Below are 26,738 nucleotides of genomic sequence, written 5' to 3'. Positions count from 1 at the left end.
TAACGATTTGTTAACGAAGTTACCACCCTTAAACAGTATTTAATGGCAAATTAACAAGAAAAAAGAGCCGTGTCAGGTAATCGAAGTTTTTAAACTAAACGGCATTCAACATATGTTAATCATCAACATACAAATAAAAAATAAAAATAATTTAAATGGACGTTAAAGAAATGTAAATTTTTCAGAATGAATTGAAAATTTTGAAAGAAAAATTTACAGAACTCGCAGATATACTATTTCTCGCAAAGGCGCAAAGATTAATATGAAGGGGCAAAGGATTTTTTTAAGATTTTAAGGATAGAAGATAATATTATTAAGCAGCGAAGCGGATATTTTAAGAGTTACTGATGATTTCTAATATTGTTGAAACCAATCGGTAGTCCTTAAAACATCCGCTTCGATCTTTATATTTCTTAATATTAATCTTTGTGCCTTCGCGAGAAACAGCGAGCCAGCGAGCTATTTCGGTGCTTTCTTATACAGATAGAATGCTAATCCACCGAAAATAAAATTGGGTATCCACACCGCCAGCAACGGGCTTAAATCGGCCTTCACCGAAAATACGGTGGCAAATTGAAGGAATATTATATAACTCGCACTGATTACAATTCCTAATGCCAGGTGCAATCCACTTCCTCCTCTCACTTTCTTGGCAGCAATAATACCACCAATCAGCGTAAGAATCACTACGGCAAAAGCTGAAGCGGTTCTCCTGTAGTATTCTACTCTATAGGTATTTAACCCTTCAGAGCCCCGGATGGCTTCCCGCTTAATATATTTCCTCAACTCAGGCGTTGTCATTGCTTCCTGCAGATTCTTCTCTTCTACCAGGTCTTTAGGTACCAGTGGTATTTTAAGCAAACTATCCTGTTTTGAATACCAATGTTCATGCAATCCGTCCATCGTGCGCATCGACACAAAATCGAGCTTCCATTTTTTAGTGGCTGTATCCCAGGAAATTCTGTCTGCTTTCAGTTTGGAAACCATTTCCTGCTTATCAACTGTAAACAGCTCGAAGCTGCTACCAGTTTTATAGTTAGGATCGTAAGTACCGAACATTACATATGCGAAGCTATCGATACGTACAATCTTATTGTATTGCGACCGCTGATCTTCATGATTATGAAGATATTTGTTTTCGAAGGTGGTACGCACCCTGTTGGCATTTGGTACTACCCAGAAGTTGGCCAGCCACAGGATTCCGCCAAACAGAAATGCTCCAATCCAATATGCTCTTAAAAATCGGGAAAAGCTGACACCTGAACTCAGAATGGCAATGATCTCTGAACGATAAGCCATTTTGGAGGTAAAGAATATTACCGATAAGAATATAAAGAGAGGAAATAATAGCGCCAGGATATGCGGAATAAATCCAAAATAATAATCTACAACGATTTCTTTTAAAGACAGATGGTTCTTCATAAAGTCGTCGACCTTCTCCGTAACATCTATCACAACAGAAATCAATAGGAATATCATTAGGGAATAAATGAATGTACCTATCAGCTTTCGTAAAATGTACCAATCTATTTTAGTGATCATATGACCCCAAAGATATTAGATTATTTTATAGTTAGAGGCGCGTTCTTAACTGGTTAACCATGCTGTTCTTCCAGGCAGCAAATGTACCTGCAAGGATCTGTTTTCTCGCTTCTGTAACCAATTCAAGATAAAATGCAAGGTTATGGATACTCGCTAAAGTCATGCCCAATATTTCACCAGCCACAAACAGGTGACGAATATATGCTTTTGTATAATCACGGGTTGCAAAACATTCGCTATTTTCATCTATTGGCGTGAAATCAGTAGCCCATTTTTTATTTTTTATATTGATAACCCCATTCCAGGTAAAAAGCATACCGTTACGTCCATTTCTGGTAGGCATCACACAGTCGAACATATCTACTCCCAAAGCAATATTCTCCAGGATATTCCAGGGGGTTCCCACTCCCATCAGGTAACGGGGCTTATTTTCCGGCAGTATTTCACAAACCAGTCCACACATCTCATACATTTCCTGCTCAGGTTCTCCCACGCTTAATCCCCCGATGGCATTACCTGCACAGTCTCTGCTGGCAATATATTCTGCAGAAGCCTTGCGCAGATCCTTATATGTACTACCTTGTACGATCGGGAACAACGTTTGTTCATGACCGTAGGCCGGCATAGTATCCTTTAACCGGTGAATACAACGATCCAACCACCTGTGAGTCAGATCCATAGATTTACGGGCATAACGATATTCGGAAGGATAAGGAGGGCATTCATCGAATGCCATAATAATATCGGCACCAATGGTACGCTGAATATCCATCACATTTTCAGGTGTGAAAAGGTGTCGGCTTCCATCGATATGTGATTGAAAAACAACCCCTTCTTCTTTAATTTTCCTGTTGGCAGCCAATGAAAAGACCTGATAACCACCACTATCAGTAAGAATAGGACGGTTCCAACCATTAAATTTATGTAGCCCCCCGGCGGCAGATAAAACTTCCAGGCCCGGACGCAGATAAAGATGATAGGTATTACCCAGGATAATCTGAGCTTTTACCGCATCCTTTAATTGTTCCTGTGTTACTGCTTTTACGCTTCCTACTGTGCCCACAGGCATAAAAATAGGCGTAAGAATTTCGCCATGATCGGTTGTAATTTTTCCGGCCCTGGCTTTACTATTTGTGTCGATTGTTGTCAGTTCAAAGTTCACACTTCAAGTTTTCAGGCCGCAAAGATATTGAATTGATTCGGGGATTCAGGTTATTTTAGCAGTAAGGTACAGATATTCCGTTCTTTTTAACGGGGTTTTAAGACTAAGGAAAAATGATTTAATTCTTTTTACAGATAACAAAAATTTTATATTTTTGCCAGCATTATGCTTGACCATCTAGGTGAAATTGCCTTATACTTTTTTGCTACCGTAGCAGGGATTCAGATTATATACTATCTATTTATCTTTTCCCGGGTAGCGTTTTATAGACGTAAATTTGACCTGGACCAAATACCGGACGGGCCATTCTCTGTTATCATCTGTGCCAAGGATGAGGAATTGAACCTGCAAAAAAACCTGCCGGGCGTTCTGCAACAGCGCTATCACCAACATATGAAACCCGAATACGAGGTGATTGTGGTGAACGACAACTCAGAAGATGACACCAAGTACTATCTGCGCTCCATCGAGCCAGGTTATCCACATTACAGACATATTGAGATTAAACAGGCTGCCAAATTTATTCCTGGTAAGAAATATCCATTATCAATCGGTTTAAAGGGCGCACAATATGAAACCGTATTGTTAACCGATGCCGATTGTAAACCCGGTAGTACACATTGGTTGTCGTTGATGAGCCAGGGCTTCAGAAATGACAAGGAAATTGTACTGGGTTATGGTGCCTACCACAAAAAACCTGGTTTCTTAAATAAGGTAATCCGCTATGAAACCTTTTTCAGCGCATTACAACATTTATCTTTTGCCATGAGTGGTATGGCTTATATGGGTGTAGGCCGCAACCTGGCTTATAAGAGAGAATTATTTTTCAAGCATAAAGGGTTTACCGGCCACCAACACATCGCCAGCGGCGATGATGATTTGTTTGTAAACGCTGCTGCCACCAGAAAAAATGTGGGAGTAGTGATCAACAAACAAGCCTTTACCTATTCAGAACCTAAACAAAGCTGGAAAGGCTGGTTCTTACAAAAAACCAGGCATATGTCTACCGGTAAGCATTACCGCTTCTGGCACAAGCTGGTGTTAGGACTATTTTCACTTACCCATTTCTTATTCTATCCGGCATTTATCTTCGGATTATTCTTTACCCCTCCAATTCTTTGGTATGTTCTGGGTATTTTCGGAGCTAAAGTATTGATCCAATCAGTTATTACCTATGCTGCAATGAGGAAACTCGATGAGGTTGACTTATTTAAATTCAGCTGGCTGATGGATATTTTCATGGTATTCTATTACATTATTTTTACCCCTGCCCTGCTGTTTAAATCTAAAAACAGGTGGTAATCACTGGAATACTGGTTACTTTTGCCAAATGGAAATTATTCTGAAATATTTCAGCGACTTTACGCCGGAGCAATCGTCGCAATTTGGAGCATTACAAGGATTGTATCAGGAATGGAACGAGAAGATCAATGTAATATCCCGTAAAGACATCGATTCATTATATGAGAGGCATGTATTGCATTCTCTTAGTATAGCCGCATTGGCAGATTTCCAGCCCGGCACCCAAATATTGGATTTAGGTACCGGAGGTGGATTTCCTGGTATTCCACTGGCCATTTTCTTTCCTGAAGTACAGTTTCACCTGGTAGACTCTATCGGTAAAAAGATAAAAGTAGTGGAAGGAGTGGCAGAAGCCCTGCAATTAAAAAATGTAACCACCGCACATAGCCGGGTAGAAGATATAAAGAACCGGAAATTTGACATCGTAGTTTCCAGGGCAGTGGCTCCGCTGGGTGACTTATGGCGCTGGAGCAAACCATTGCTGAAAAAATCCGGAGTACAAGGCAAACAGTTCGATAAAGGGCTGATCTGTCTGAAAGGTGGAGATCTGGCACAGGAGATCTCAGAAAGCGGACTAAAGCCTCAAATGGTAAAGGTCTATGATATCTTCCAGGAAGAGAGTTTTAAAGAGAAATTTGTAGTATTAGTAAAAAGTTAGATAGAAGGCCGGTAAAACTACCGGCCTTTTTTTTGCTCCATTCTATTGTACTTTTATCGTATCTCAATTTTTTTTCTAAAAAATAAAATATCCTATTTGCTGCTTCGTCATCCTTATTAAGATGAAACAGCTTGTCCTTTCAAGAAATATTATGGCCCTGGAACAGAACGAACGTATACAGGCTACTGTAAAACAGGAGCGCAAACGATTACTGCATTTTATCCGGCAGCGGGTAAATAATGCGTCGGATGCGGAGGATATTTTGCAAGATGTTTTCTATCAATTCACTGAGTATTTAAGGTTAGGTAGTCAGATCGATTCCATTACAGGTTGGCTGTTTGCCGTTACCCGTAACAGGATTACTGATTTTTTCAGGAAAAAGAGAGAATCACCGTTTTCAGACCATACCAGAGAAATTGAAGGAGAAGAAGTTTTATTATTACCAGAGCTCTTGGCTAGCAGAGGGCAGGAATCAGATACTCCATTCTTCAGGAAAGTAATGTATGAATCGATTATGGAAGCAATTGCAGCATTACCACCTGAGCAAAGCGAGGTATTTATCGCGCATGAAATAGAGGGTAAATCCTTTAAGGAGATCAGTGCCGAAACAGGTATTGGTGTAAATACCCTGCTATCGCGTAAACGTTATGCAGTACTACTTCTGCGCGAAAAGCTGGCAGATTTGTACAACGAATTATTAGACGATTAAATTCTTAAAGTTATGTACCGTAGAAATCCGGGAAGAAAAGCAGCACATATAGCCAAATTTATAGTTTTAGGTTTAGTATTCATCACCGTTGTTGGTTTGGTGACAATGAGCCTGTGGAATTGTCTCATCCCTGAATTATTTCATGGCCCTGTAATAAGTTTCTGGCAGGCATTGGGATTATTATTGTTAGGTAAACTACTATTTGGCTGGCATGGTGGCCCAGGCGGCCCTAAAGGAAGAGCGTGGAAAAATAAATTCCGCGACAGAATGGAAAATATGTCTGAAGAAGAAAGAGAGAGAATGAAAGAAGCATTTAAGAATCGCTGCAAAAGCGGATTCAATGCTTTTGCTGAAGAGTTTTGTAAAAAAGATGAACCGAATAAACCAGCGGATACCAGTAAAGATCAACCTACTCTTTAATTTTAACCAACATGATCGGGATATTTAAGACCAATGTAGCAACCTCTGAAGCCAGCAGAGCTTTGATTCAGGCGATTTCAACAAGTTTTCCGGTAGGAAATTGTAACGTAGACCTGGAAGACTGCGATAAGGTATTAAGAATAGCAGATCTCGGTGTAGAAGAGCAAGTAATAATTGCTTTTGTTAGGAAGCAGGGGTTTATATGTGATATTTTAGATTGATGTGATTTTATTTTGATTTTTGATTGATTTATCACAGAACTCCCATCAAAATACACACATAATACAAATTAATATATCCTAACAGAATTGGCTGATACGCAAAACTGGCGTATCTTCAGGTAGATTGTAAAGGGCGCGGGTATATTGAATATAGTGCCTCGAAAATGTGTTTTGAACCCTTAAATGTTCTTCCTATGTACCTGAACCAATTAGAAATTCGTGGGCTCCTCGATAAAGGTTTCGATGATTTCGTCGATTACATCAACACGCTTCCGGATATACGTTTTACAGCGGCTCTAAATGGCCAGTGGTCGGCCGGCCAGCAGCTCGAGCACCTCGTAAAATCCATCAGGCCAATATGTAACGTAATGGCCTATCCTAAACTTACCCTGCTTTATTTTGGAACAAGCCCATTGCCTTCCCGATCTTATGATGAACTGAGCACCAACTACCGGGCTCTATTGGGCAACGGCTGTAAAAGCATCAAAATCTGGAAACCAGGCATAACTTATCCGGGGCAAAGAGTAGTATTATTAAGTGCACTACTTTCTCTACGTATAAAATTACTGGACAGATTAAAACGATGGACAGAATCGGATCTCGACAAGTATCGCTTACCTCACCCTTTGATGGGGAAACTGACAATCCGGGAAACGCTTTATTCCATCATTTATCATACACAACACCATTTGGGAAAAATGCAGGACCAGGAGCCGGTCGGACAGTCTTGGGAAAATCAGCTGCAACAACTGATTTTTTAAGTAAATTGGTGCCAGCAACCTAAAAAATCGTCATGGCTAAAACTGCGTTAGTCCTTTGCGGTGGTGGTTCCAGAGCTGCGTTTGCAGTAGGTGCACTGAAATACATACATTCGCAACGTTCCCCAATTCAATTCGACATTTTTTGCGGTACCGGCACCAGTGCTATTATAGCTTCCCTGGCTGCATTAGGAGAAATCAATTTACTGGAAAAGCTCTTTACCAGCAACAGCACCGCTGATCTGCTTAATACCAGCACATTGTTACAACGATTCCCTAACAGCAATTCCCTCTATAATACCACGGCTTTCATTCAGAAAATCAGTAACATCTTTACTGATGCCAGATTCAACGCATTAAAAGAGTCTGAAAAAGAAGTCCTTATTGCAACAATGGGCCTGCAAACAAATCAGATTACCTATTTCACGCCCAATGAAATCCCCGTAAAAAAAGGACAAAACATTCATCAAACCCGCCAGATCACCGCATTCCGACAAGCAGTACTGGCTGCTTGCAGTGCCCCCGTATTTATGCCCCCCGTTGAAATCAATTCCCAACAGTATTTCACCGGTGGAGGGCAATTATACAAACCAATAGAAATGGCTATTGAAAGAGGCGCTACCTCCATCTATCTGATTCAGCTTACCCCTGTTACCTCTTCAAATAAACAAGTATTCTTTCAGGACCTCATCGACATTCTCGAACGGCAAATAGACCTGAATACAGTTTCCATCAACGAAGCAGATATTTCAACATTACAACTGCAAAATAAAGCACTGAAATACATTTCAGCCGTTAAAGCCAACCTGGAAAACAATGGTATATCTGCCTCCGATGTTAATAAGTATTTTGAGATTCCTGAAAATCCTTTTGAAGAAAAACTCCCGGTAGATCTGCAAATTATCAGACCGGAAAAGGCATTGGCAGCGGCGTTGGGTGGATTGGAATTTTCTCCTCCTGTCATGAAGGAAATGTTGGAGTATGGGCAACAAATCGCTCAAAAGATATTAGGTTAGGGAATAGTTTTACTATCCCCTAACCTATTTATTTTAGAATACAACTGTATTATTACTTCTATCCATGTCTGCCATCCTTTCACTAGGATCAATTTCCAGTTTCTTGATCTCAGTTAATGGCATATTAATTTCTACTTCATAAGTAGGATTGGTCCAATACCAAACGTTATCGACTACACGCCTGATAGATGGATTTTCATTTGGCTTCTCTCCAAACATAATAGACAGCGGTATATAATGCAGCAATTTGTTGTTTTGCTTACTTGTAACCATCAGGTCTATTGGCATTGGCATCAGGCCTATTTTACGTAACCTTACAATCGTTTTATTTCCATTGGCATATACACTATCAATTCCATAATCGATATGCTTGGTAGAATTAATAAAGTATTGTTTATACCAATCGAGCATAATACCACTTTCCTTCTCCATTACACGAATAAAGTCGTTTGCATTCGGATGTTTGAAACGCCATTCGTTGTAATAACGAAGCAGACCGTTATCTCTGTTTTTTGCACCGATTACATAACCTAATTGCTCAAGGAATACAGCTCCTTTGGAGTAAGCAGTCAGACTATACCCGTAATTGGTATTATAATGATCTGCATGTGTAGATGCAGGTTCTTCATATTTGCTGTTTGCCAACGCAAAATAGCCATCATACTCGCCCGCTTGCGGATTGCGACCTTTCAGGGAATCTATTGTATTATAGATCACATTATTTTCTGCGAATGTGGTGAAACCCTCGTCCATCCATGGATACAGGCTTTCATTAGTAGCCAGCATTCCCTGGTACCAACTGTGCATCCATTCGTGCATAGCTACACCATAAAGACCCGACATAGTTCCATTACCCATAATAAGAGTGGCCATCGGATATTCCATACCGCCATCTCCACCCTGAATAAAGGAGTATTGTTTGTAAGGATAAGGGCCGTAGTGAACTTTAATATAATCGTAGGCTGCCGGGATCATCTTTGCCAGTTGTGGCCATGTCTCACGGGTTTTATCATTTTCTATATAGAAGAAATGTGCAGTGAAGCCATCTACTTTTTGTGTGATGTGCTTGTAGTCCGGATCTGCTGCCCATACGAAATCATGAACATTAGGCGCAACAAAATGCCAGGTCATTTTATCACCAGCCGGGCGATTTACTTTAGTACCAGGCGCCTCGTAACCATAGCCAATTTCGTTTGGATTCTGAAGATAACCAGTACCTGCAATCACATACTTTTTGTCCATGGTAATTTTCACATCATAGTCGCCCCATACACCGTAAAACTCACGAGCGATATAGGGAGTTGGATGCCATCCCTCATAATCGTACTCACACATTTTAGGATACCATTGTGCCATTGAGAAATCGACACCTTCCGAGTTGGTGCGGCCACTTCTACGAATCTGAACAGGAACCTGCGATTCAAATTCCATATCAAAAACTACTTTCGAATGAGGCATAATAGGTTTGTCCAATTCTACTACCAGTATAGTTTCAACTACTTTATAGGATTGAGGCTTACCATCTTTCTTTAATGAAATAATTTTCTGATAACCTATTTCATCGGGAGTAAGTTTGGAGATGCGATCGCGTACGCGTGCATCCCAGTCATACCTGTCGTTTCCCTTTTTATCTTTACCTAATAAAATTTTCCCTAATTCTCTGCTGCGCACATCCATCATACTATTGGGCTGAAACGCATTCCAATACAGATGATAGAATACCCTCTTAAGAGTGTCCGGAGAGTTGTTGAAATACTCGAGATGCTGTTGCCCTTTAAACTGATTAGCAGGTGCATCTACCTTAACATCCATTGTGTATTTTACGCGTTGCTGCCAACGGTCCGACTGTGCATGAACCTGAGACCAGGCTCCGGCTAACATGCTAAATGCCACCAGGCATCCTGTTGTAACCCGAAAATTCATTCCTTCTCTTTTTGATTGAAGGGCTAAAATAATCAATTTACCACTTGAGTAATTTACAAAATTGATAATCGGCGAGGTCAGCTGATCTCCAGCCGCTTCAATGGGAGTTTCATAAAATGGGCAAATTCCTCAGCTTTTTCTTCAAACATCCTCATTTCTTTCTTAGCAAGTGCTTTAAATGGTTGTAAATTCATTTCTATGCCCGATTTAATGGTTCTTCTCCATAATCCGGCTATTCTACCATTCAAAACCATTATAGGGTTAAAAATCCCGTTCTTAGTCATAATTCTTGAAATGAATTCCTGATCGATCAGCTGGCTTCTGTCTTTATATCCCAGAAAATATTCATCGAAAGCCGGTAGAAGGAAGGCCGATGATATAGTTGATTGTTTTTTATGTACAACCGTATATATTTCTGTATTATTGATTGAATATGCTGATAACTGATCTTTGATACCCTGCAATGCCAACTTAGCTTCAGTAACAGAAAGCCCCGACCAGAAAGCGAAATCGGCCAGGGAAGCGGGGCCATGGCTCGAAAAATACTGTTTGGCAAGTATTCCGGACGCCATTGCTCCGGTAATATTTGTAGCAGGAGGTAGCCAATCTTCCTGTAGTACATATATTCCTTTGTCAGGTGAATTACATATTAAACCGGATATGGCGGCTTCGTACAAAATATGGTTCATCCTGTTATCTTCAATATTTACACCATGTTGGTGGAGATAATATGAGAGTTCTTCCCTGCTTAGTTGTTTCTTTTTTAGTGCCTTTACAATTAAGGAGTTCGTTTTTGCCAGCACCTTTTCATCCATCTCCAGTTTCTTTTGCATGCTTTTTAGCTTGATTCTTACCGCAGGCGCAATTACCTGCAATATTGCACGTACCTCTGTTGCTGCAACAACATGAAGAGTACCTCTCAGGCAGGTTATTCTAACAATTTCCTTATTAGTGAAAGCTTGTTGCACATCCTCAATAGTACAATTGGGAAGTCGGGCGCCTATAGCCCAATGGCTGCTACCATATTCCTGGGCCTGAATGGGCCCCATATGGCTAACGATATCGAGAGGGGTAGATAAAGAGGTGGAAAGAAGTTGGTGATTGGCCAGTCGGTATGCTAAAAATTCTTCGGGTTTCATGAAAGTTATTTGCCGTATAAATTACGCCAATCCTTGCACTACTACAACAATTTCACCTTTAACACCTTTCTGGGAAAAATAATCATGTACTTCCTGTAATGTGCCGCGTTTAGTTTCTTCAAACATTTTGGTAAGCTCTCTGCTAACGCTGCAAGGGCGTTCTGGCCCAAAGTACTGGATGAAATCGGCCAATGTTTTTACCAAACGCATTGGAGATTCATAAAAAACTATAGTGCGTTCTTCGGTAGCTAATTGCGTGAGCAGGGTATGCCGGCCTTTCTTCAGAGGTAAGAACCCTTCGAATGCAAACCTGTTCATAGGAATTCCGCTATCTACGAGGGCAGGAACAAAAGCGGTAGCACCAGGCAGGCATTCAACAGCTATACCGGCTCTGGTACATTCTCTTACCAGGAGGAAACCTGGGTCAGAAACGCCTGGAGTACCGGCATCGGTTAATAATGCCATTGTTTTGCCATCAAGTAATTGTTGTACGAGATGCTGAGTGATTTTATGTTCGTTATGCTGGTGGTAAGGAGTGATAGGCTTATTGATCTGATAGTGTTTCAGTAAAACGCTGGAGGTACGGGTATCTTCAGCCAGCACCAGGTCAGCTTCTTCCAGAATTTTAACAGCTCTGTAAGTGATATCAGCCAGATTACCAATGGGCGATGGAACGATGTATAATTTCATGATCAGCAAATTTCAACCAGGGAAGAGGGAAGATAATTAAGAGCGCAGAGGAATTAAGATAGTAGCTATCATTCCTTTGCGCTCTTAAGAAAATAAATTGCTTTCGGCAATTATTGTATTACTACTTCGAAAGATTCCATAACCTGATTAGCCAGCAATTTTTGGCAGGCATTTTCAGCGATCTGTCTAGCTTCTTCCTGGCTGGCGGCTTCAATTTGAAGCGTAATGTGCTTACCAATCCGCACATCTTGCACCTGGCCCATTCCGAGATTCTTGAGCCCACCCAGTACAGCTTTACCTTGAGGGTCCAATAATTCTTTCAGTGGCATCACATTGATAAGTGCAGTAAATGTCATTGTATTAGAAATTTTGCCGCAAACCTACATCAAAAATTTTGTAATTCTTGGATTTTTAGCGTGTTGTTCATGATTTTGGCGTCACTTTAGGCGGTACAATGATGGATAGCAGCACATAAACGACGAAAATAAACGGAACAGCAGCAAATTTCAGAACTGGAATACTTAGTAATGTAAGTGCGATGAGCAGGAAGCGAGGCCAGTTGTCGGCCAGGCTTTTATTTTTGAATTTCAGGCTTATCATTGGTATTTCTGCTATCATCAGGTAACATAAAGCTGCAATGATGATATATAATACCCAGATATTCTGAAGCCAGTGCGCCAGATTAAAAGGATTAAATAGTACTATCAGCGGGAAAGAAGCCACCAAAAGGGCAACAGCCGGTGTTGGTACTCCAATAAAACTTTCGGACTGACGGGTATCTATATTGAACTTTGCAAGGCGGTAAGCCGCAAAGCAGGGAACCAATAAGGCCGGAGCCAGGTTGATAATAGATACTTCAAAAACATCGGGCGATTGATAATAGGCGCTTTTTAATAACCTGTATAACATCATTCCCGGTACTACTCCAAAAGTAACTACATCCGCTAATGAGTCGAGTTCCTTGCCCATTGGTCCCGAAACACCTAATAAGCGGGCAACCATGCCATCAAAGAAATCAAATACCCCGGCTAAAACTACTAGAACAGATGCCCAATAAATTGGTTCCGGAGTAATTACCGTATAGTCGGTTCCGTTAATTTCTGCTCTGTATTCAGGTGCATGGAGAATGCAAATAATCGCCAGTGCACCGCAAAAAAGGTTCGATAGGGTAAGAATATTGGGTAGTTGTTTCATTTATAGATTTTTAAATAAACGGATGCCCGAATTTGGTATCAAGATATACTTAATCCCAAACTCCTGCATCCGTTATCCATAAATTTTTTAAAATCAGGCATTCATGAGTGCTTCGATCTCATCTGCCGTAATAGGAATATTCTTCATCAAATCCACATTGCCGGATGATTTCACCCAGATGTTATTTTCTATACGAATTCCCATTTGTTCCTGTTCTATATAGATGCCTGGTTCTACTGTGAGTACAGCACCTTCAGGAATTGGCTGATTGAAAGACGGTCCCAGATCATGAACATCTACTCCCAAATGGTGAGAAATTCCATGATACAGGTATTTGCGATAAGCAGGAACTTCAGGGTCCTGGTTTTTCACTTCTTCTTCCGTAAGGAGCCCCAGTTTGATGAATTCTCTGGTAGCTTCCTCTCCCATCATTTCATGATATTTTGCAATGGTTAATCCTGGTTTCAGGATACTTTTTGCATACATATGAAGATGCAGGCAGGAGTTGTATACTTCTTTCTGGCGCGGGGTAAATTTACCGCTAACCGGTACCGTACGGGTAAGATCGGCATTATAACCACCATATTCAGCACCAAAATCCATTAATATAAGTTCACCTGCTTTACATTCCTGGTTATTGGAAACATAGTGTAGTGTACGTGCGCGATCGCCAGATGCGATAATAGAGCCGTAAGCTTCTCCGGCAGAGCGATTGCGAAGGAATTCATGCAATATTTCGGCATGAATTTCATGTTCCCATACACCTGGTTTAATGAACTTCAGAATACGGCGGAAAGCTTTTTCTGTAATATCAATTGCTTCCTGGATTACTTTAATTTCTTCAGGAGTTTTTACTGCACGAAGTTCTTTAAAGATAGTAGCTGCGCGAAGATAATTATGCAAAGGATAACGTTGTTTCATCTCCTGTGCATAGCGGTAATCCCTTACAGGTACGTAATTGGATTTACGGTTATTTTCGTTGGTATTCAGATAGATATTGGTAGAATCATGAACCCATTGCTGCAACAACCCATCCAACGCATCGAGCCATACTATGGTGGTCATGCCAGAGATAGCGAAGGCTTCATCCTTGCGTAGTCTGTGGCCATCCCATTTTTCCTTTAACTCGTTAGGGCGTACCAATACCAGTACTTCACGGTATTTAGGATCCGGATTATCAGGGAATAATACTACCATAGTATCTTCCTGATCGATACCGGTTAACCAATACAGGTCGGAATTTTGCTTAAACTTATAAAGGGCGTCACCGTTTGTCGGTAATTCGTCGTTGGAGTTTATAATAGCGATTGAGTGTGGCTGCATTTTCGCCACAAAACGTTCACGGTTCTTTACGAACAACTGCGGATCTAAGGGCAGATTTTTCATATCTCTTTATTTCTAATGATGGTCCAAACCTATGCAAATTTTCGGATTTACTAAGAACAGGCCAATATGTGATAAGGATTAGGACAATTTAAATGCTATGCAAATTTGTGGTAAATAGACAAATCAAAAAATCCGCAAAACTCGCTATACGAACCTGCAATGAAAATGGAACATATTGAAAATATCTCAACAAACAAAGGGATTTTAGTTATCAATTTCTAAATTTTAAGGAGATATGGGGGTTTAAATTTGACAATATCAAAAAATCCCTAGTTTTGCTAATACACCAAAACAATCTTGCTTTTATGCAAATAAGTAGCGTAAGGAATCCTGTTGCTGACTTGAGAGCACTGGGAATAGAGAACGCATCCCGCGTTTTCTACCAGTTATCTCCGGAAGAACTGGCGGAGCAAACGGTTGCCCGTAAGCAAGGAGTATATGCCAATTCCGGCGCCTTAGCAGTAAATACCGGTAAATATACCGGACGTAGCCCAAAAGACAAGTTCATCGTAAAAGACGCCATCACAACGAACACAGTAAACTGGAACGATTTCAACAATCCAATTTCAGAAGAACATTTTGATCGCCTGTACCAAAAAATTACTAAGTATTTTACCGGAAAAGAAGTCTGGGTACGTGATTGTTACGCATGTGCCGATCAGGATTACCGCGTAAACATTAAAGTTATCACCGCTCTTCCATGGTCTAACCTGTTTGCCTACAATATGTTTTTAAGGCCAACAGAAGATGAACTGGCTTCTCAACAAACTGAATGGGTGGTTATTCAGGCCCCTGAATGTCTGGCTGATCCTGCAACAGACGGCACCCGCCAGGACAACTTCTCAATTGTAAGCTTCACCAAAAAAGTAATCATCATTGGAGGAAGCGCCTATACAGGTGAAATCAAAAAAGGAATTTTTACTGTGTTGAATTACATTCTGCCTCACGACAAAAAAGTACTCAGCATGCACTGTTCTGCCAATATGGGCGACGAAGGTGACAGTGCCGTATTTTTTGGATTGAGCGGAACCGGTAAAACTACACTGAGCGCCGATCCAGATAGAAAATTAATCGGTGATGATGAGCATGGATGGACTTCCCAGGGCATTTTCAACTTTGAAGGTGGTTGCTACGCTAAAGTAATCGATCTCTCTGCTGAAAAAGAACCTGAAATCTTTGGTGCTATCAGGAAAGGATCTCTTTTGGAAAATGTGACTTTCTTCCCGGGAACAGACGAGGTGAATTACGCGGATAAATCCATCACTGAAAATACACGCGTGTCATATCCTCTGGAATTTATAAGTAATGCAAGAATTCCATCCGTTGGTAGTGTTCCAAAGAACATCTTCTTTCTGACCTGTGATGCATCCGGGGTATTGCCTCCTATTGCCAGATTAACACCAGGACAGGCTATGTACCAGTTTATTTCCGGGTATACTGCAAAAGTTGCAGGAACAGAAGCCGGAATAATTGAACCAACATCTACATTCAGTGCCTGCTTCGGAGCTCCGTTCTTACCGCTTCATCCTGCTCAGTATGCTCAGATGCTCGGTGAAAAAATGCGCGAACATAATGTTCATGTCTGGTTGATCAACACTGGCTGGACAGGTGGTCCTTACGGCACCGGTAACCGCATTAAATTGAAATATACCCGTGCATTAATCACAGCTGCATTAAATGGCCAACTGGATAATGTAACTTATCAAACTCAGGAAGTATTCGGATTTGCTATGCCAGACAGCTGCCCTGATGTACCGGCAGAAATCCTGAACCCACGTAATACCTGGGCCGATAAAGCGGCGTACGATGTTAAAGTACGTGTGCTGGCAGAAAAATTCATTACAAACTTTGAAAAATACTCGGAAGCCGCAGATAAAGAGATACTGGCGGCCGCTCCGGTGATATAGCTGAAAACTGGTACTTTCAAGTATCGTACAAAAGATATATATTTATCTTTTGCCTTATAATTTCCACTGATTCATACGCAAGTTCCTGACGGGCGCAAGGCTCGAGCAAAACAAGTTTCAATTAATGAAGCTTGTTTTGCTGGACTTCGGAGAAAATTTTTCACGCAAAGGCGCAAAGAAGCAAAGAGGCATAAGGAATTTAAGGATCGAAACGAAAATTATTAAGAAATGCTATTAAGTTACTAGATTAGATAGATATCAATCAGAGATTCTTACAGCGGTTCTTAAAAATTCGCTTCGATCCTTAAATTCCTTATGCCTCTTTGCTTCTTTGCGCCTTTGCGTGAAACTCCTTACCTTTGCACATGCAAATTTTAGACGGTAAACTAGTTTCTGAGGCTATTAAAGCCCAATTAGCCACTCAGGTGGCTGAATTAAAGGCCGCTGGGAAGAAACCTCCTCATCTGGCAGCCATCCTGGTAGGTAACAATCCTGCAAGTGAAACCTACGTTGCTTCCAAAGTAAAATCATGTGCAGCTTGCGGCTTCGACTCCACTTTGCTGAGATTTGACGCACAAATCTCTGAAAAGCACCTGCTCGACCAGATCAATCTGCTGAATGAAAATCCGGAGGTAGATGGTATTCTCGTGCAACTTCCTTTACCAAAACATATCAACGAAGAATTAGTGATTAACACCATTCATCCTAGTAAGGATGTTGATGGCTTCCATCCAATGAACGTTGGTAAAATGGTAAGTGGTTTACCTGCTTTCATTCCTGCTACTCCTTATGGTATTATGCTGATGCTTGAGCATTACAATATTCCAACTAAAGGAAAACATGCCGTAGTAATTGGCCGCAGCCATATTGTAGGTACACCAATCAGTATCCTGCTTAGCCGTAATACTAACCCGGGAAACTGTACCGTAACACTTACCCATTCTCAGACTCAGAACTTAGCTGAAATTTGCCGCCAGGCCGATATCATCGTCGCTGCAATCGGAAAACCTGATTTCGTAACTGCCGACATGGTAAAAGAAGGAGCTGTGATAATTGATGTGGGTATCAACAGAGTTGAAGATGCCAGCAAAAAAAGCGGTTTCCGCCTGAAAGGTGATGTGAATTACGAAGAAGTTGCTCCTAAAGCTAGCTATATTACTCCGGTACCAGGAGGCGTTGGCCCTATGACCATTGCAGCATTATTGAAAAACACCTATCATGCTGCGATTGGTTTAAAAGGAAGCATGAATTAATATTTTGAAAATGTCTGCTGTTCTTACAAATAGTAACACTACTGCGCTGCCTGTTATGGAGCAATTCTATACCATTCAGGGCGAAGGTCTGTATCAGGGCCATGCAGCCTATTTTATCAGGCTGGGCGGATGCGATGTAGGCTGCGTATGGTGCGATGTGAAAGAGAGCTGGGATGCCGACAAACATCCTGTCGTGGAAATTGCTGATCTTGTAAATGCAGCATCCTCTTATCCTGGTCGTATTGCTGTAATCACAGGTGGTGAACCACTCATGCACCAACTGGATGGTTTAACGGCTGCTTTACAAAAAGCCGGCTTGCGCACGCATATCGAAACCTCCGGTTCTTCTCCCCTAAGCGGGCATTGGAACTGGATTACACTCTCTCCCAAAAAATTCAAAGCACCATTACAGGAAGCCTGCGATGCTGCTAACGAATTAAAAGTGGTTGTATATAATAAATCCGATTTCGCCTGGGCTGAAAAATATGCCGCCCTCGTAAAACCCGATTGCAAATTATATCTGCAACCTGAGTGGAGCCGTAGCGCTGAAATGACACCATTGATAATTGATTATGTAAAAGACAATCCTAAATGGACACTCTGTTTACAAATTCATAAATATATCAATGTACCATAAACGCTGTTTCTCGCAAAGGCGCAAAGATTAATATTAAGGCGCAAAGTTTTTTTTAAAAGAATTGAAGCGAATGTTCTTAAGAACTGAAGAGATATTTCTATTAAATTAGAAGTCAATCTGCTATTCTTAATAACATTCGCTTCCATCTTTATAATCTTAATAAAATCCTTTATACCTTAATATTAATCTTTGCGCCTTTGCGAGAAATCTATACAACTTTGTAATCCTTAGTTCGTTAATACTATAACGAATAAAACTATGAAACACTATATCCTGCCTTTTCTGCTCATTGCACTTAGCTTTTCATTGAAAGCTCAAACTGTCACATATGAAACAGCTCCTAAAAAAGCCGTGGCCAGTTTCGATAAGGCCATCGAAGCCGCAAGAGTATACGAATACAAATCAGCCATCAACTATTTACAGGAAGCGCTTAAAACAGCTCCCAACTTTGCAGATGCATACGGACAAATGGGCTTGTGCTATGTTGAAATGAAGAATTATGCTGCCGCAAAACAGGCTTTTGAGAAATTGATCCAACTCGATAACAATGGACTGAAAATGGTTATGGTGCCATATTCTAAAGCATTGGCAGGAACGGGCAACTTTAAAGAAGCCCTGGATCTGATCAATCAATATCTCAGTATCCGAAAAAGCCCGGCTGCTGAAAAACTGAAAGAAAACTATTCTTTTGCTGTCAACAATTCTAAAAATATTCCTTTCCAACCACAAAATATGGGTGATGCCATTAATAGTAAGGATGGAGAGTATTTCCCTACATTCACTATCGACAGTCGTACCCTTATTTTCACACGTAGAATTAACGGTAGAAATGAAGACTTCTTCATCACACACCGCGATGATCAGAATCGCTGGAGTACTGCCGTAAATATGGGCGAGCCAATCAACTCTTCCTATAATGAAGGTGCCCAAAACCTTTCCCAGGACGGTACTCTGCTTATATTCACCGGTTGCGACTTTCCTGAAGGAAAAGGAAGCTGCGATCTTTACTACTCCGAAAAAACCAGCAATGGATGGACAGCTCCCAAGAATATGGGGCCAGCTATTAATACAAGAGATTGGGAATCGCAACCCAGCCTCAGTGCAGATAAACAAACATTATATTTCTCACGGGAAACTCAGACCAATGGCTCAGATATTTATGTAAGTCAACGCCTCCCTAACGGACAATGGGGCGTTGCACAACCGCTTGGCCCAAATATCAATACTACTGGTCATGAAAGAACTCCGTTTATTCACCCCGATGGACAAACGCTATACTTTGCCTCTAATGGCCATCCTGGCTATGGTAATATGGATATCTATTATTCACGTCGCCAGCCCGATGGCTCCTGGGGGCCTGCTATCAATATCGGATATCCGATAAATACAATAGACGAAGATGCTTCTTTAGTAGTAGATGCAAATGGAACAACTGCCTACTTTGCATCTGAAAGATCCGACTCCCGCGGCTCACTGGATATCTATAGCTTTGAATTATATCCGGAAGCCCGGCCACTTAAGACTTTATACGTAAAAGGATATGTTTATGATTCACTGAGTCATGATCGTTTAACCGCCAAAGTAGAAGTAATAGACCTGCAAACCGGCAATAATATAGCAACAGTAAACACTGATGTAACCGGATTCTATCTTGCTCCATTGCCTGTAGAACATGATTATGCTGTAAATGTGAATAAAAAAGGATACCTATTCTACTCTGATAATTTCAGTCTGAAAGATCATCCATCAACAACTTCATTCGAAAAAAATATTCCGTTGCAATCACTTGCTCTAAATGCCAGTGTAGTACTACATAACATCTTCTTCGACAGTAATAAATTTGATCTTAAACCTGAATCTGTAATTGAATTAGAAAGATTAGTGGCACTGTTAAAAGAAAATCCTGAAATGAAAATTCAGATTGCAGGATATACAGATAATGTTGGTAGCGATCAGGCCAACCAGGTGTTGTCGGCAAACCGTGCGGCTTCAGTGGTGAAATATCTTACCAGCAAAGGTATAACGGCCGAGAGATTATCATCTAAAGGGTTTGGAAAAAGCGAACCGGTGGCTAGTAATGATACAGAAGAAGGACGCGCTCAGAACAGGAGAACAGTATTTAAAGTTACAAGTCTGTAAATGTTTGATTATTTAAGGAAGGACATGGGTAAACCCTGTGCCATTAAGTTAAGAGGAAAGATGTTGATTGAATATTGAATTCTATTTAAAGAACGGGTTTCCTTAACCGTAGTTAGGGCAGGGTAAAACTCTGCCCCTACAGGATTTCAGTGAATTGCCGTTTCTATATTGTAGAATTGTTTCTTTACAGAATTGAAATTAGTAGATTGACATTTAACATGAAATATATCTACCAGAAGAAAATTTAATTTCGATGAAGCCCTGTAGGGGCAGGGTTTACCCCCTGCCCTACCTACGGTTAAGGAAATTTATTAATCAGATAAAGGCAATAAAATCGAAACCCATTCCCATTAACTTAATAGCATTGGAGCCCCCCACGGTTAAGGAAATTTATCAATCAGAATCAATAATTCTTCATACTCCTCTTCATAATACTATCTTTCTGCTGAGGGCTAAGTTTATACTGAAAATTATAGATGGCTCCTTCCCAGTCGCCATACATCGGATTAGGCAGAACAATGTATTTACTTCCGAAGAGGCTTGCTTTATTCAGCGCATTACTATTACGTTCTTCAAAAGGTTTCTTGTCAAAGATTTCGTTGAAATCGCTGAGGTTATCACCAAATAACATTACAATATCGAATTGTTGTAAAACCTGCTGCCGACGTGGTTCTTTACCGGAAGTAGTGGTTTTAAGCATTAAATGCTGATCGTCTGCAAACGGAAAATTGTATTTACGCAGGTTTTGCAGAGTAGCTTCTCTTTCTGCTTCTTCACGATTGGTAATATAAAATACCTGAACACCTTTACTGGCAGCATATTTAAAGAATGCCGGAGCGCCGGGAACGGTATCAGCAATGGCTTTTGCAGTCCATTCTTTCCAACTTACGGGATCATATCCTTTGCCAGCCAGGGCCTGGTGAACACTATAAGGACTATTATCGAGTACTGTTTCATCTATATCAGTAACCACGGCTAATGGTTTATCTGATTTAGTTTGCAGGTATTGATCCAATCTCCAGGTAGCAAGTTGATAGGCCTGAAAGCATAAAGCTTTATACTCGCCGGATTGTTGTTGCCATAGCGCCGCCCATGCAGGTCCGCTTGTTAGCAATGGAGGTTCTGTAGGTTGATGACTTACAGATTGTGTTGTTTTACATCCAAAAAATGCTGTGATAAGCAATCCAAATAATATCCCATTTCTCTTCATAACAGATGCTTTGTAGGTTGCAAAAATAAATCAGTAAATGCATTAAAAGTGAAACTGGAAAAATTGTAATTTCAGTTCTAATATATTGTTTGTTATGCCTTCAGAACTCATGTATCAACTTGCCTTAACCCGTATTCCTTTAATCGGCGATGTGATTATTAAAAAGCTGCTAGAGCATTTTAGCAGTGCAGAATCCATCTTTAAAGCCAAAAAAAATGATCTTGAAAGAATAATGAATATTGGAAGTATCAGAGCCGGAGCTTTAAAGTCTTTTAATGATTTTGCGGGTATAGAAGCGGAAATTAATTTTTTAGATCGATATAAGATCAAACCGTTGTTCTGTACCGATTCGGGCTATCCCCGACGCCTGCTCGAATGTTATGATACTCCGGCTATGTTATATTATAAAGGCAATACAGACCTGAATAGTTTAAAAATGGTCAGTATAGTTGGTACCCGTAAACCCAGTGCTTATGGAGTTATGCTAACGGAAAAGCTGGTTAATGACTTTAAAGAAGCAGGGATAATTATTGTGAGTGGATTGGCATATGGAATAGATGTTATTGCCCATGCCAGTGCGCTTAAAGCAGGGATTCCGACTATTGGGGTATTGGCACATGGGTTAGACAGGATTTATCCGCCTGTTCATAAAGGAATTGCGGCTCAGATGGTGGAAAATGGTGGTTTATTAACAGATTTCCCCAGTGGAACTTTACCGGATAAACAGAATTTCCCGAGAAGAAACCGTATAGTGGCGGGATTATGTGATGTGACAATCGTTGTTGAGAGTAGTACCAAAGGAGGGTCATTAATTACAGCAGACCTGGCTAACGGTTATAATAGGGATGTTTGTTGTTTTCCGGGGCGAACCACCGATTTATTGTCTGAGGGCTGCAATTGGCTGATCAGGCAAAATAAGGCGGCATTAATTACCTCTGCAGCCGAAGTGTTGGAGATGATGGGTTGGAATGAAAGGAGTCGACATATCAAAAAAATAAGCCATACACTGTTTCCTGTACTTACTGAAGCAGAAAGGGGGTTATTGGATATATTACAGGAAAGATCTCCCAGGCATCTGGAGGAATTTTACAGTATTACAGCCTTTTCGGGTAGCCAGATAGCCAATGCCATGTTTGGGTTGGAAATGCAGCAGCTAGTGAAGCGGCTACCGGGGCAGATGTATGAATTAATGTAGGAAGTTGTTAAGAATTTCTTAATAGTCATTCTATCGTCAGGTTGGGTTACAGATTTTATTTATTGCGTAATAAATCGTACATTTGCGTGCAATTATTTTTTAACTGATTAATAGTTGCATCATGCCTTCGGGAAAATCTAAACCCAAATTTGTAGCTGACGGACTTACATTTGATGATGTACTCCTGGTACCGGCCTACTCTGAAGTACTACCAAAAGAAGTAAACATTAGTACGCAATTAACAAAAAACATACGTCTGAATATACCTATGGTATCTGCAGCGATGGATACTGTTACTGAAGCCACTTTGGCTATTGCGTTAGCTCGTGAAGGGGGTATAGGGATTCTCCACAAAAACATGAGCATCGAAAGACAGGCAGAAATGGTCAGAAGAGTGAAGCGTAGTGAAAGTGGAATGATCATGGACCCTGTTACCTTAAAACCAGAAGCCACTATTGGCGAGGCTTTAAGACTAATGAAAGAAAACGGAATTGGTGGTATTCCAGTAATTGACGATAACAATAAATTAGTAGGAATCCTAACCAACAGAGATCTTCGTTTCGAAAGAAATAAAAAGCGCCTGGTTAAGGATGTAATGACAAGTGAAAACCTCATTACAGCACCGGAAGGAACTGACCTCAAGAAAGCCGAAAAAATCCTTCAGCAATACAAAATCGAAAAGTTACCGGTTGTTAATAAACAAGGTAAACTCGCCGGATTAATTACTTACAGAGATATATTACAATTAACCAGCTATCCAAATGCCGTTAAAGACGAATTTGGACGTTTGTTGGTTGGTGCTGCCCTGGGTATCACTCCAGATGTACTGGATCGTGCACAGGCTTTAATTAATGTTGGAGTAGACGTAGTTTGTCTGGATAGCTCCCACGGCCATTCTATCGCTGTATTAAACAGTGTTAGGAAATTAAAGAAAACCTTCCCTAAACTGCAGGTAATTGCTGGTAACGTTGCTACAGCCGAAGGAGCTTTAGCATTAGCACAAGCAGGTGCCGATGCCGTTAAAGTAGGTGTAGGACCAGGTTCTATCTGTACTACCCGTATCGTTACCGGTGCTGGTTTCCCTCAGCTTTCTGCTATTATGGAGGCTTCTGAAGCCCTGAAAAAATTAGGTATTCCGGTAATCGCAGATGGTGGTATCCGTTATACCGGCGATATGGTTAAAGCCCTGGCAGCAGGTGCTTCTACTATCATGGCAGGATCTATCTTTGCAGGAGTAGAAGAAAGCCCTGGAGAAACAATCATCTACGAAGGACGTAAATTTAAATCCTACCGTGGTATGGGCTCTATTGAGGCTATGCAGGAAGGTAGTAAAGATCGTTACTTCCAGGACGAAGACGATATCAAGAAATTAGTACCGGAAGGTATTGTTGGCCGCGTACCTTACAAAGGAATGTTGTCTGAAATTGTACAGCAATTCGTTGGTGGATTACGCGCTGGTATGGGCTTAACAGGTTCTAAAGATGTGAAAGCTTTACAAGCCGCACAATTTGTAAAAATCACAGCTGCTACTGTAAAGGAAAATCACCCGCACGATGTGGTGATCACTAAAGAAGCTCCTAACTACAGCCGTTAATTTCTCGCAGAAACGCAAAAGATTAATATTAAGGCACAAAGGACTTTTTTTAAGAGTTATAAAGATCGAAGGTAATTTTGTTAAGAACATCAGAAATCTCCCTTAAAAATGGGAATCAATCTGTAACCCTTAATAACATTCGCTCCAATCCTTATAACTCTTAAAAAAAGTCCTTTGTGCCTTAATATTAATCTTTGCGCCTTTGCGAGAAAGAACGAGAAACCGCAAGCAGAAAACGTCTATCTTCGCTTCGACCCTCAGGTGGTCAGATAATTTAACGACGAATGAAAAAACCTTACCTCTTATTGAGTTTAGTAAGTGGACTGCTATGCTGGCTGGCCTGGCCCACTATGCCATTAACACTGCTGATTTTTGTTGCATTTACTCCCTTACTCTACATTACAGATAAAGTATCCCATGCCGGAAAATATTTCGGACTTATCTTCCTTTCATTTCTTGTATGGAATGTTGCATCTACCTGGTGGGTTGGCAACACTACCCTTCCAATGAGTGGCGTATTTGCCAATGTATTCAATGCGCTGTTAATGAGCATTCCGTGGATGGCATACCGGCAAACTAAACATCGTTTATCCCCCAATGCCGCCTACTTTGCTTTAATTGTATACTGGTTAACCTTTGAATATATTCATCAAACCTGGGAATTCAGCTGGCCATGGCTGGTGCTTGGCCATGCGTTTGCAATGCACCCGGGATGGATTCAATGGTACGAATTTACCGGTACCAGTGGTGGTACTCTCTGGGTAATGTTAGCAAATATAATAATCTATAATGCCTGGAAACGGGCACGGATATACGACGCAACCAGTAAAGAACTATTGCGTTATGAAGCCTGGAAACCATTGCTGGTGATTGGTTTGCCACTGCTGATTTCAGCTTTCATCAAACCAGCTCCCGATAACCCGGATAAAAAAACCAGTATAGTAATCGTTCAGCCTAATATTGATCCATACGACGAAAAGTTCAACAATGGCACTTCTATGGAGCAGTTGAGGAAATTATTACAATTAACCTCTCAAAAAATTGATAGCAATACCAGTTATATCATCTGGCCGGAAACTGCATTATTTCCTACAGGTGCATGGGAGCACGAGTTAAATTATCAACCTGAAATAATTGCTATTAAAGAATTACTTCGCAAATACCCTAAAGCCAAACTTATAAGTGGCGCTGCTACTTTTAAGCTGTATAACAGCACTGACGAGGTTCCTGTAACAGCAAGAACATTGAATGATGGAGCCAGATTCGATGCTTATAACAGTGCCCTACAGATAGATACCTCCAATTCGGTACAGGTTTATCATAAATACGAATTAGTTCCTGGAGCTGAATTAGTTCCATATGTACGTTATCTTTCATTCCTTCAAAAGGTAGCACTTGATTTCGGTGGTATCAGCGGAAGTTACGGACGCGAACCTGGTGTGAATATGTTTACGAATCCAAAAGACAGTATCAATATATTTCCTGTAATCTGCTACGAATCTGTATTTAGTAATTATGTGGCAGAACATATTAAACCTGGTGCAGATTTGTTAGTCATTATTACTAATGATGGATGGTGGGGAAGAACAGAAGGACATCGTCAACATCTCCGATATGCCAGTATCAGGGCTATTGAAACCCGTAAATGGATTGCACGAAGTGCCAATACCGGAATTTCCGCAGTAATTGATCCTGCGGGAAATATACATGATCCTCAACCTTATTGGGAACAAGCTGTTTTTTCAACAACTGTAACACCAAGGGCAGGAAATACGTTCTATGTGAAAAATGGCGATTTACTGTCGAAAGGCGCCTTAATTTTTTGTATTTTGTTGATCATACAATCGCTTATTTCACGTTTTATACCCGGCTTAGGATATGCGAAAGGCAATTAATAACGGAAACATTACATGGATAGAGGAAGGAACCGGTGCTGTTGTAGTATTAATACATGGATTCTCTGAGAGCGCAGGTCTGTGGCATCTACAGACCAACAGGCTAAAAAATCATTATCGGGTTATTGTACCTGATCTTCCCGGTACATTGGCCGCCCCATTAACTCAGCCTCTCAGCATAGAATCAATGGCTGATTACGTTTATGCTATCCTGTTAGAGGAAGATATAAAAGAAGCAGTGGTTATCGGACATTCTATGGGTGGTTATGTTGCGCTGGCCTTAGCAGAGAAACATCCCGCTCTGATAAAGGGACTAGGTCTTTTTCATTCTACCGCAAAAGCTGATAGTGAAGAGAAAAAAGAGAATAGATCAAAGTCAATCAATCTGATGCAACAATATGGAGCTGATACGTTTCTGCGTCAAACGCTTCCAAATATGTTTAGCCCAGCTACTAAAAGTAAGCACCCGGAATTAATAGACGCTTGTATAAAAATGGGGCAGGAATGTTCTTTATCTGCTTTAATTGCCTATTATGAAGCAATGAAAGAACGCCCCGATAGAACAGCTGTATTACAACAGTTAAAAGTTCCCGTACTATTTGTGGTAGGTAAAGATGATAATGCTGTGCCATTAGATAATATCCTTCCTCAAATTGCAATGCCGGCAGTTAGTAGTGTGCATATTTTTGAAGAAGTTGGACATATGGGGATGTGGGAAATTCCGGCCGCCAGCAACCTGGTATTAGAGCAGTTTATTTCATTTTGTCAACTATAATTATAAAACTCTC

Annotated in this window: 24 protein-coding genes; 15 read left to right on the top strand and 9 right to left on the bottom strand. The window is 40.8% G+C overall.

Annotated features, from left to right (window positions below):
- Nucleotides 1-459 precede the first annotated feature (459 nt).
- The gene (locus DVR12_RS05180) at nucleotides 460-1,542 is read right to left on the bottom strand and encodes an LptF/LptG family permease (protein WP_116974408.1); all 1,083 of its coding nucleotides are present in this window, start codon (nucleotides 1,540-1,542) and stop codon (nucleotides 460-462) included.
- Between the two features lie 31 nt (nucleotides 1,543-1,573).
- Nucleotides 1,574-2,704, bottom strand: a complete 1,131-nt coding sequence (tgt, locus tag DVR12_RS05175; protein ID WP_116974407.1) for a tRNA guanosine(34) transglycosylase Tgt — start codon at nucleotides 2,702-2,704, stop codon at nucleotides 1,574-1,576.
- Between the two features lie 165 nt (nucleotides 2,705-2,869).
- On the opposite strand from tgt, the gene DVR12_RS05170 reads away from it, so the two are divergent.
- From DVR12_RS05170 to DVR12_RS05140, 7 genes are all read left to right on the top strand, one after another.
- Nucleotides 2,870-4,006 carry a glycosyltransferase gene (locus DVR12_RS05170; protein WP_116974406.1) on the top strand — a complete coding sequence of 379 codons (1,137 nt, stop codon included), beginning with the start codon at nucleotides 2,870-2,872 and terminating at the stop codon, nucleotides 4,004-4,006.
- 28 nt (nucleotides 4,007-4,034) lie between these two features.
- On the top strand, nucleotides 4,035-4,664 hold the full coding sequence (gene rsmG / locus DVR12_RS05165; protein WP_116974405.1) for a 16S rRNA (guanine(527)-N(7))-methyltransferase RsmG: 630 nt from the start codon (nucleotides 4,035-4,037) through the stop codon (nucleotides 4,662-4,664).
- A 121-nt stretch (nucleotides 4,665-4,785) separates the two neighbouring features.
- Nucleotides 4,786-5,373: an RNA polymerase sigma factor gene (locus tag DVR12_RS05160; RefSeq protein WP_233522133.1), complete on the top strand. Its 588-nt coding sequence runs from the start codon at nucleotides 4,786-4,788 to the stop codon at nucleotides 5,371-5,373.
- A 12-nt stretch (nucleotides 5,374-5,385) separates the two neighbouring features.
- Entirely contained in the window at nucleotides 5,386-5,793 is a 408-nt protein-coding gene (locus tag DVR12_RS05155; RefSeq protein WP_116974404.1) for a hypothetical protein, read from the top strand.
- Nucleotides 5,794-5,804: 11 nt separating this feature from the next.
- Nucleotides 5,805-6,014 carry a hypothetical protein gene (locus tag DVR12_RS05150; protein ID WP_116974403.1) on the top strand — a complete coding sequence of 70 codons (210 nt, stop codon included), beginning with the start codon at nucleotides 5,805-5,807 and terminating at the stop codon, nucleotides 6,012-6,014.
- A gap of 194 nt (nucleotides 6,015-6,208) precedes the next feature.
- A complete protein-coding gene (locus DVR12_RS05145; RefSeq protein ID WP_158563205.1) occupies nucleotides 6,209-6,775 on the top strand; it encodes a DinB family protein in 567 nt (188 codons plus the stop codon).
- A gap of 32 nt (nucleotides 6,776-6,807) precedes the next feature.
- Nucleotides 6,808-7,788 (top strand): patatin-like phospholipase family protein, encoded by a 981-nt coding sequence (locus DVR12_RS05140; RefSeq protein WP_116974401.1) that lies wholly within the window; start codon nucleotides 6,808-6,810, stop codon nucleotides 7,786-7,788.
- 33 nt (nucleotides 7,789-7,821) lie between these two features.
- Here the strand turns inward: DVR12_RS05140 and DVR12_RS05135 are convergent, their stop codons facing one another.
- From DVR12_RS05135 to DVR12_RS05110, 6 genes are all read right to left on the bottom strand, one after another.
- The gene (locus tag DVR12_RS05135; RefSeq protein ID WP_158563204.1) at nucleotides 7,822-9,711 is read right to left on the bottom strand and encodes a M1 family metallopeptidase; all 1,890 of its coding nucleotides are present in this window, start codon (nucleotides 9,709-9,711) and stop codon (nucleotides 7,822-7,824) included.
- Between the two features lie 77 nt (nucleotides 9,712-9,788).
- Complete coding sequence (locus DVR12_RS05130) at nucleotides 9,789-10,850, bottom strand: winged helix DNA-binding domain-containing protein (protein WP_116974400.1); 1,062 nt, start codon at nucleotides 10,848-10,850, stop codon at nucleotides 9,789-9,791.
- Nucleotides 10,851-10,871: 21 nt separating this feature from the next.
- Complete coding sequence (gene rsmI / locus DVR12_RS05125) at nucleotides 10,872-11,540, bottom strand: 16S rRNA (cytidine(1402)-2'-O)-methyltransferase (protein WP_116974399.1); 669 nt, start codon at nucleotides 11,538-11,540, stop codon at nucleotides 10,872-10,874.
- A 110-nt stretch (nucleotides 11,541-11,650) separates the two neighbouring features.
- Entirely contained in the window at nucleotides 11,651-11,896 is a 246-nt protein-coding gene (purS, locus tag DVR12_RS05120) for a phosphoribosylformylglycinamidine synthase subunit PurS (protein ID WP_116974398.1), read from the bottom strand.
- Nucleotides 11,897-11,963: 67 nt separating this feature from the next.
- A complete protein-coding gene (gene pssA, locus DVR12_RS05115) occupies nucleotides 11,964-12,734 on the bottom strand; it encodes a CDP-diacylglycerol--serine O-phosphatidyltransferase (RefSeq protein ID WP_116974397.1) in 771 nt (256 codons plus the stop codon).
- 93 nt (nucleotides 12,735-12,827) lie between these two features.
- The gene (locus DVR12_RS05110) at nucleotides 12,828-14,120 is read right to left on the bottom strand and encodes an aminopeptidase P family protein (RefSeq protein ID WP_116974396.1); all 1,293 of its coding nucleotides are present in this window, start codon (nucleotides 14,118-14,120) and stop codon (nucleotides 12,828-12,830) included.
- Nucleotides 14,121-14,425: 305 nt separating this feature from the next.
- Here DVR12_RS05110 and pckA point away from each other — a divergent pair, with 305 nt between their 5' ends.
- From pckA to DVR12_RS05090, 4 genes are all read left to right on the top strand, one after another.
- Complete coding sequence (gene pckA / locus DVR12_RS05105; RefSeq protein ID WP_116974395.1) at nucleotides 14,426-16,027, top strand: phosphoenolpyruvate carboxykinase (ATP); 1,602 nt, start codon at nucleotides 14,426-14,428, stop codon at nucleotides 16,025-16,027.
- Between the two features lie 365 nt (nucleotides 16,028-16,392).
- Entirely contained in the window at nucleotides 16,393-17,280 is an 888-nt protein-coding gene (gene folD / locus DVR12_RS05100; protein ID WP_116974394.1) for a bifunctional methylenetetrahydrofolate dehydrogenase/methenyltetrahydrofolate cyclohydrolase FolD, read from the top strand.
- A 10-nt stretch (nucleotides 17,281-17,290) separates the two neighbouring features.
- A complete protein-coding gene (locus tag DVR12_RS05095; RefSeq protein ID WP_116974393.1) occupies nucleotides 17,291-17,917 on the top strand; it encodes a 7-carboxy-7-deazaguanine synthase QueE in 627 nt (208 codons plus the stop codon).
- Nucleotides 17,918-18,175: 258 nt separating this feature from the next.
- Nucleotides 18,176-20,056, top strand: coding sequence for an OmpA family protein (locus DVR12_RS05090; protein ID WP_116974392.1), 1,881 nt, complete (start codon nucleotides 18,176-18,178; stop codon nucleotides 20,054-20,056).
- 403 nt (nucleotides 20,057-20,459) lie between these two features.
- Here DVR12_RS05090 and DVR12_RS05085 read toward each other — a convergent pair whose 3' ends face one another.
- Entirely contained in the window at nucleotides 20,460-21,266 is an 807-nt protein-coding gene (locus DVR12_RS05085) for a 5'-nucleotidase, lipoprotein e(P4) family (RefSeq protein ID WP_116974391.1), read from the bottom strand.
- A gap of 94 nt (nucleotides 21,267-21,360) precedes the next feature.
- Here DVR12_RS05085 and dprA point away from each other — a divergent pair, with 94 nt between their 5' ends.
- The 4 genes from dprA to DVR12_RS05065 all read left to right on the top strand — a co-directional run bounded on the left by dprA (nucleotide 21,361) and on the right by DVR12_RS05065 (nucleotide 26,725).
- Nucleotides 21,361-22,461 carry a DNA-processing protein DprA gene (gene dprA, locus DVR12_RS05080; RefSeq protein WP_116974390.1) on the top strand — a complete coding sequence of 367 codons (1,101 nt, stop codon included), beginning with the start codon at nucleotides 21,361-21,363 and terminating at the stop codon, nucleotides 22,459-22,461.
- Between the two features lie 121 nt (nucleotides 22,462-22,582).
- On the top strand, nucleotides 22,583-24,055 hold the full coding sequence (gene guaB / locus DVR12_RS05075) for an IMP dehydrogenase (RefSeq protein WP_116974389.1): 1,473 nt from the start codon (nucleotides 22,583-22,585) through the stop codon (nucleotides 24,053-24,055).
- Between the two features lie 284 nt (nucleotides 24,056-24,339).
- The gene (gene lnt / locus DVR12_RS05070) at nucleotides 24,340-25,950 is read left to right on the top strand and encodes an apolipoprotein N-acyltransferase (protein WP_116974388.1); all 1,611 of its coding nucleotides are present in this window, start codon (nucleotides 24,340-24,342) and stop codon (nucleotides 25,948-25,950) included.
- Complete coding sequence (locus DVR12_RS05065) at nucleotides 25,934-26,725, top strand: alpha/beta fold hydrolase (protein WP_116974387.1); 792 nt, start codon at nucleotides 25,934-25,936, stop codon at nucleotides 26,723-26,725. The genes lnt and DVR12_RS05065 overlap by 17 nt, the downstream gene beginning before the upstream one ends.
- Nucleotides 26,726-26,738: the final 13 nt, after the last annotated feature.

The organism is Chitinophaga silvatica, assembly GCF_003419895.1.
Lineage (GTDB): Bacteria > Bacteroidota > Bacteroidia > Chitinophagales > Chitinophagaceae > Chitinophaga > Chitinophaga silvatica.
Note: the sequence above shows the minus strand (reverse complement) of the source record. Positions and strands in the feature narration are given on the sequence as shown.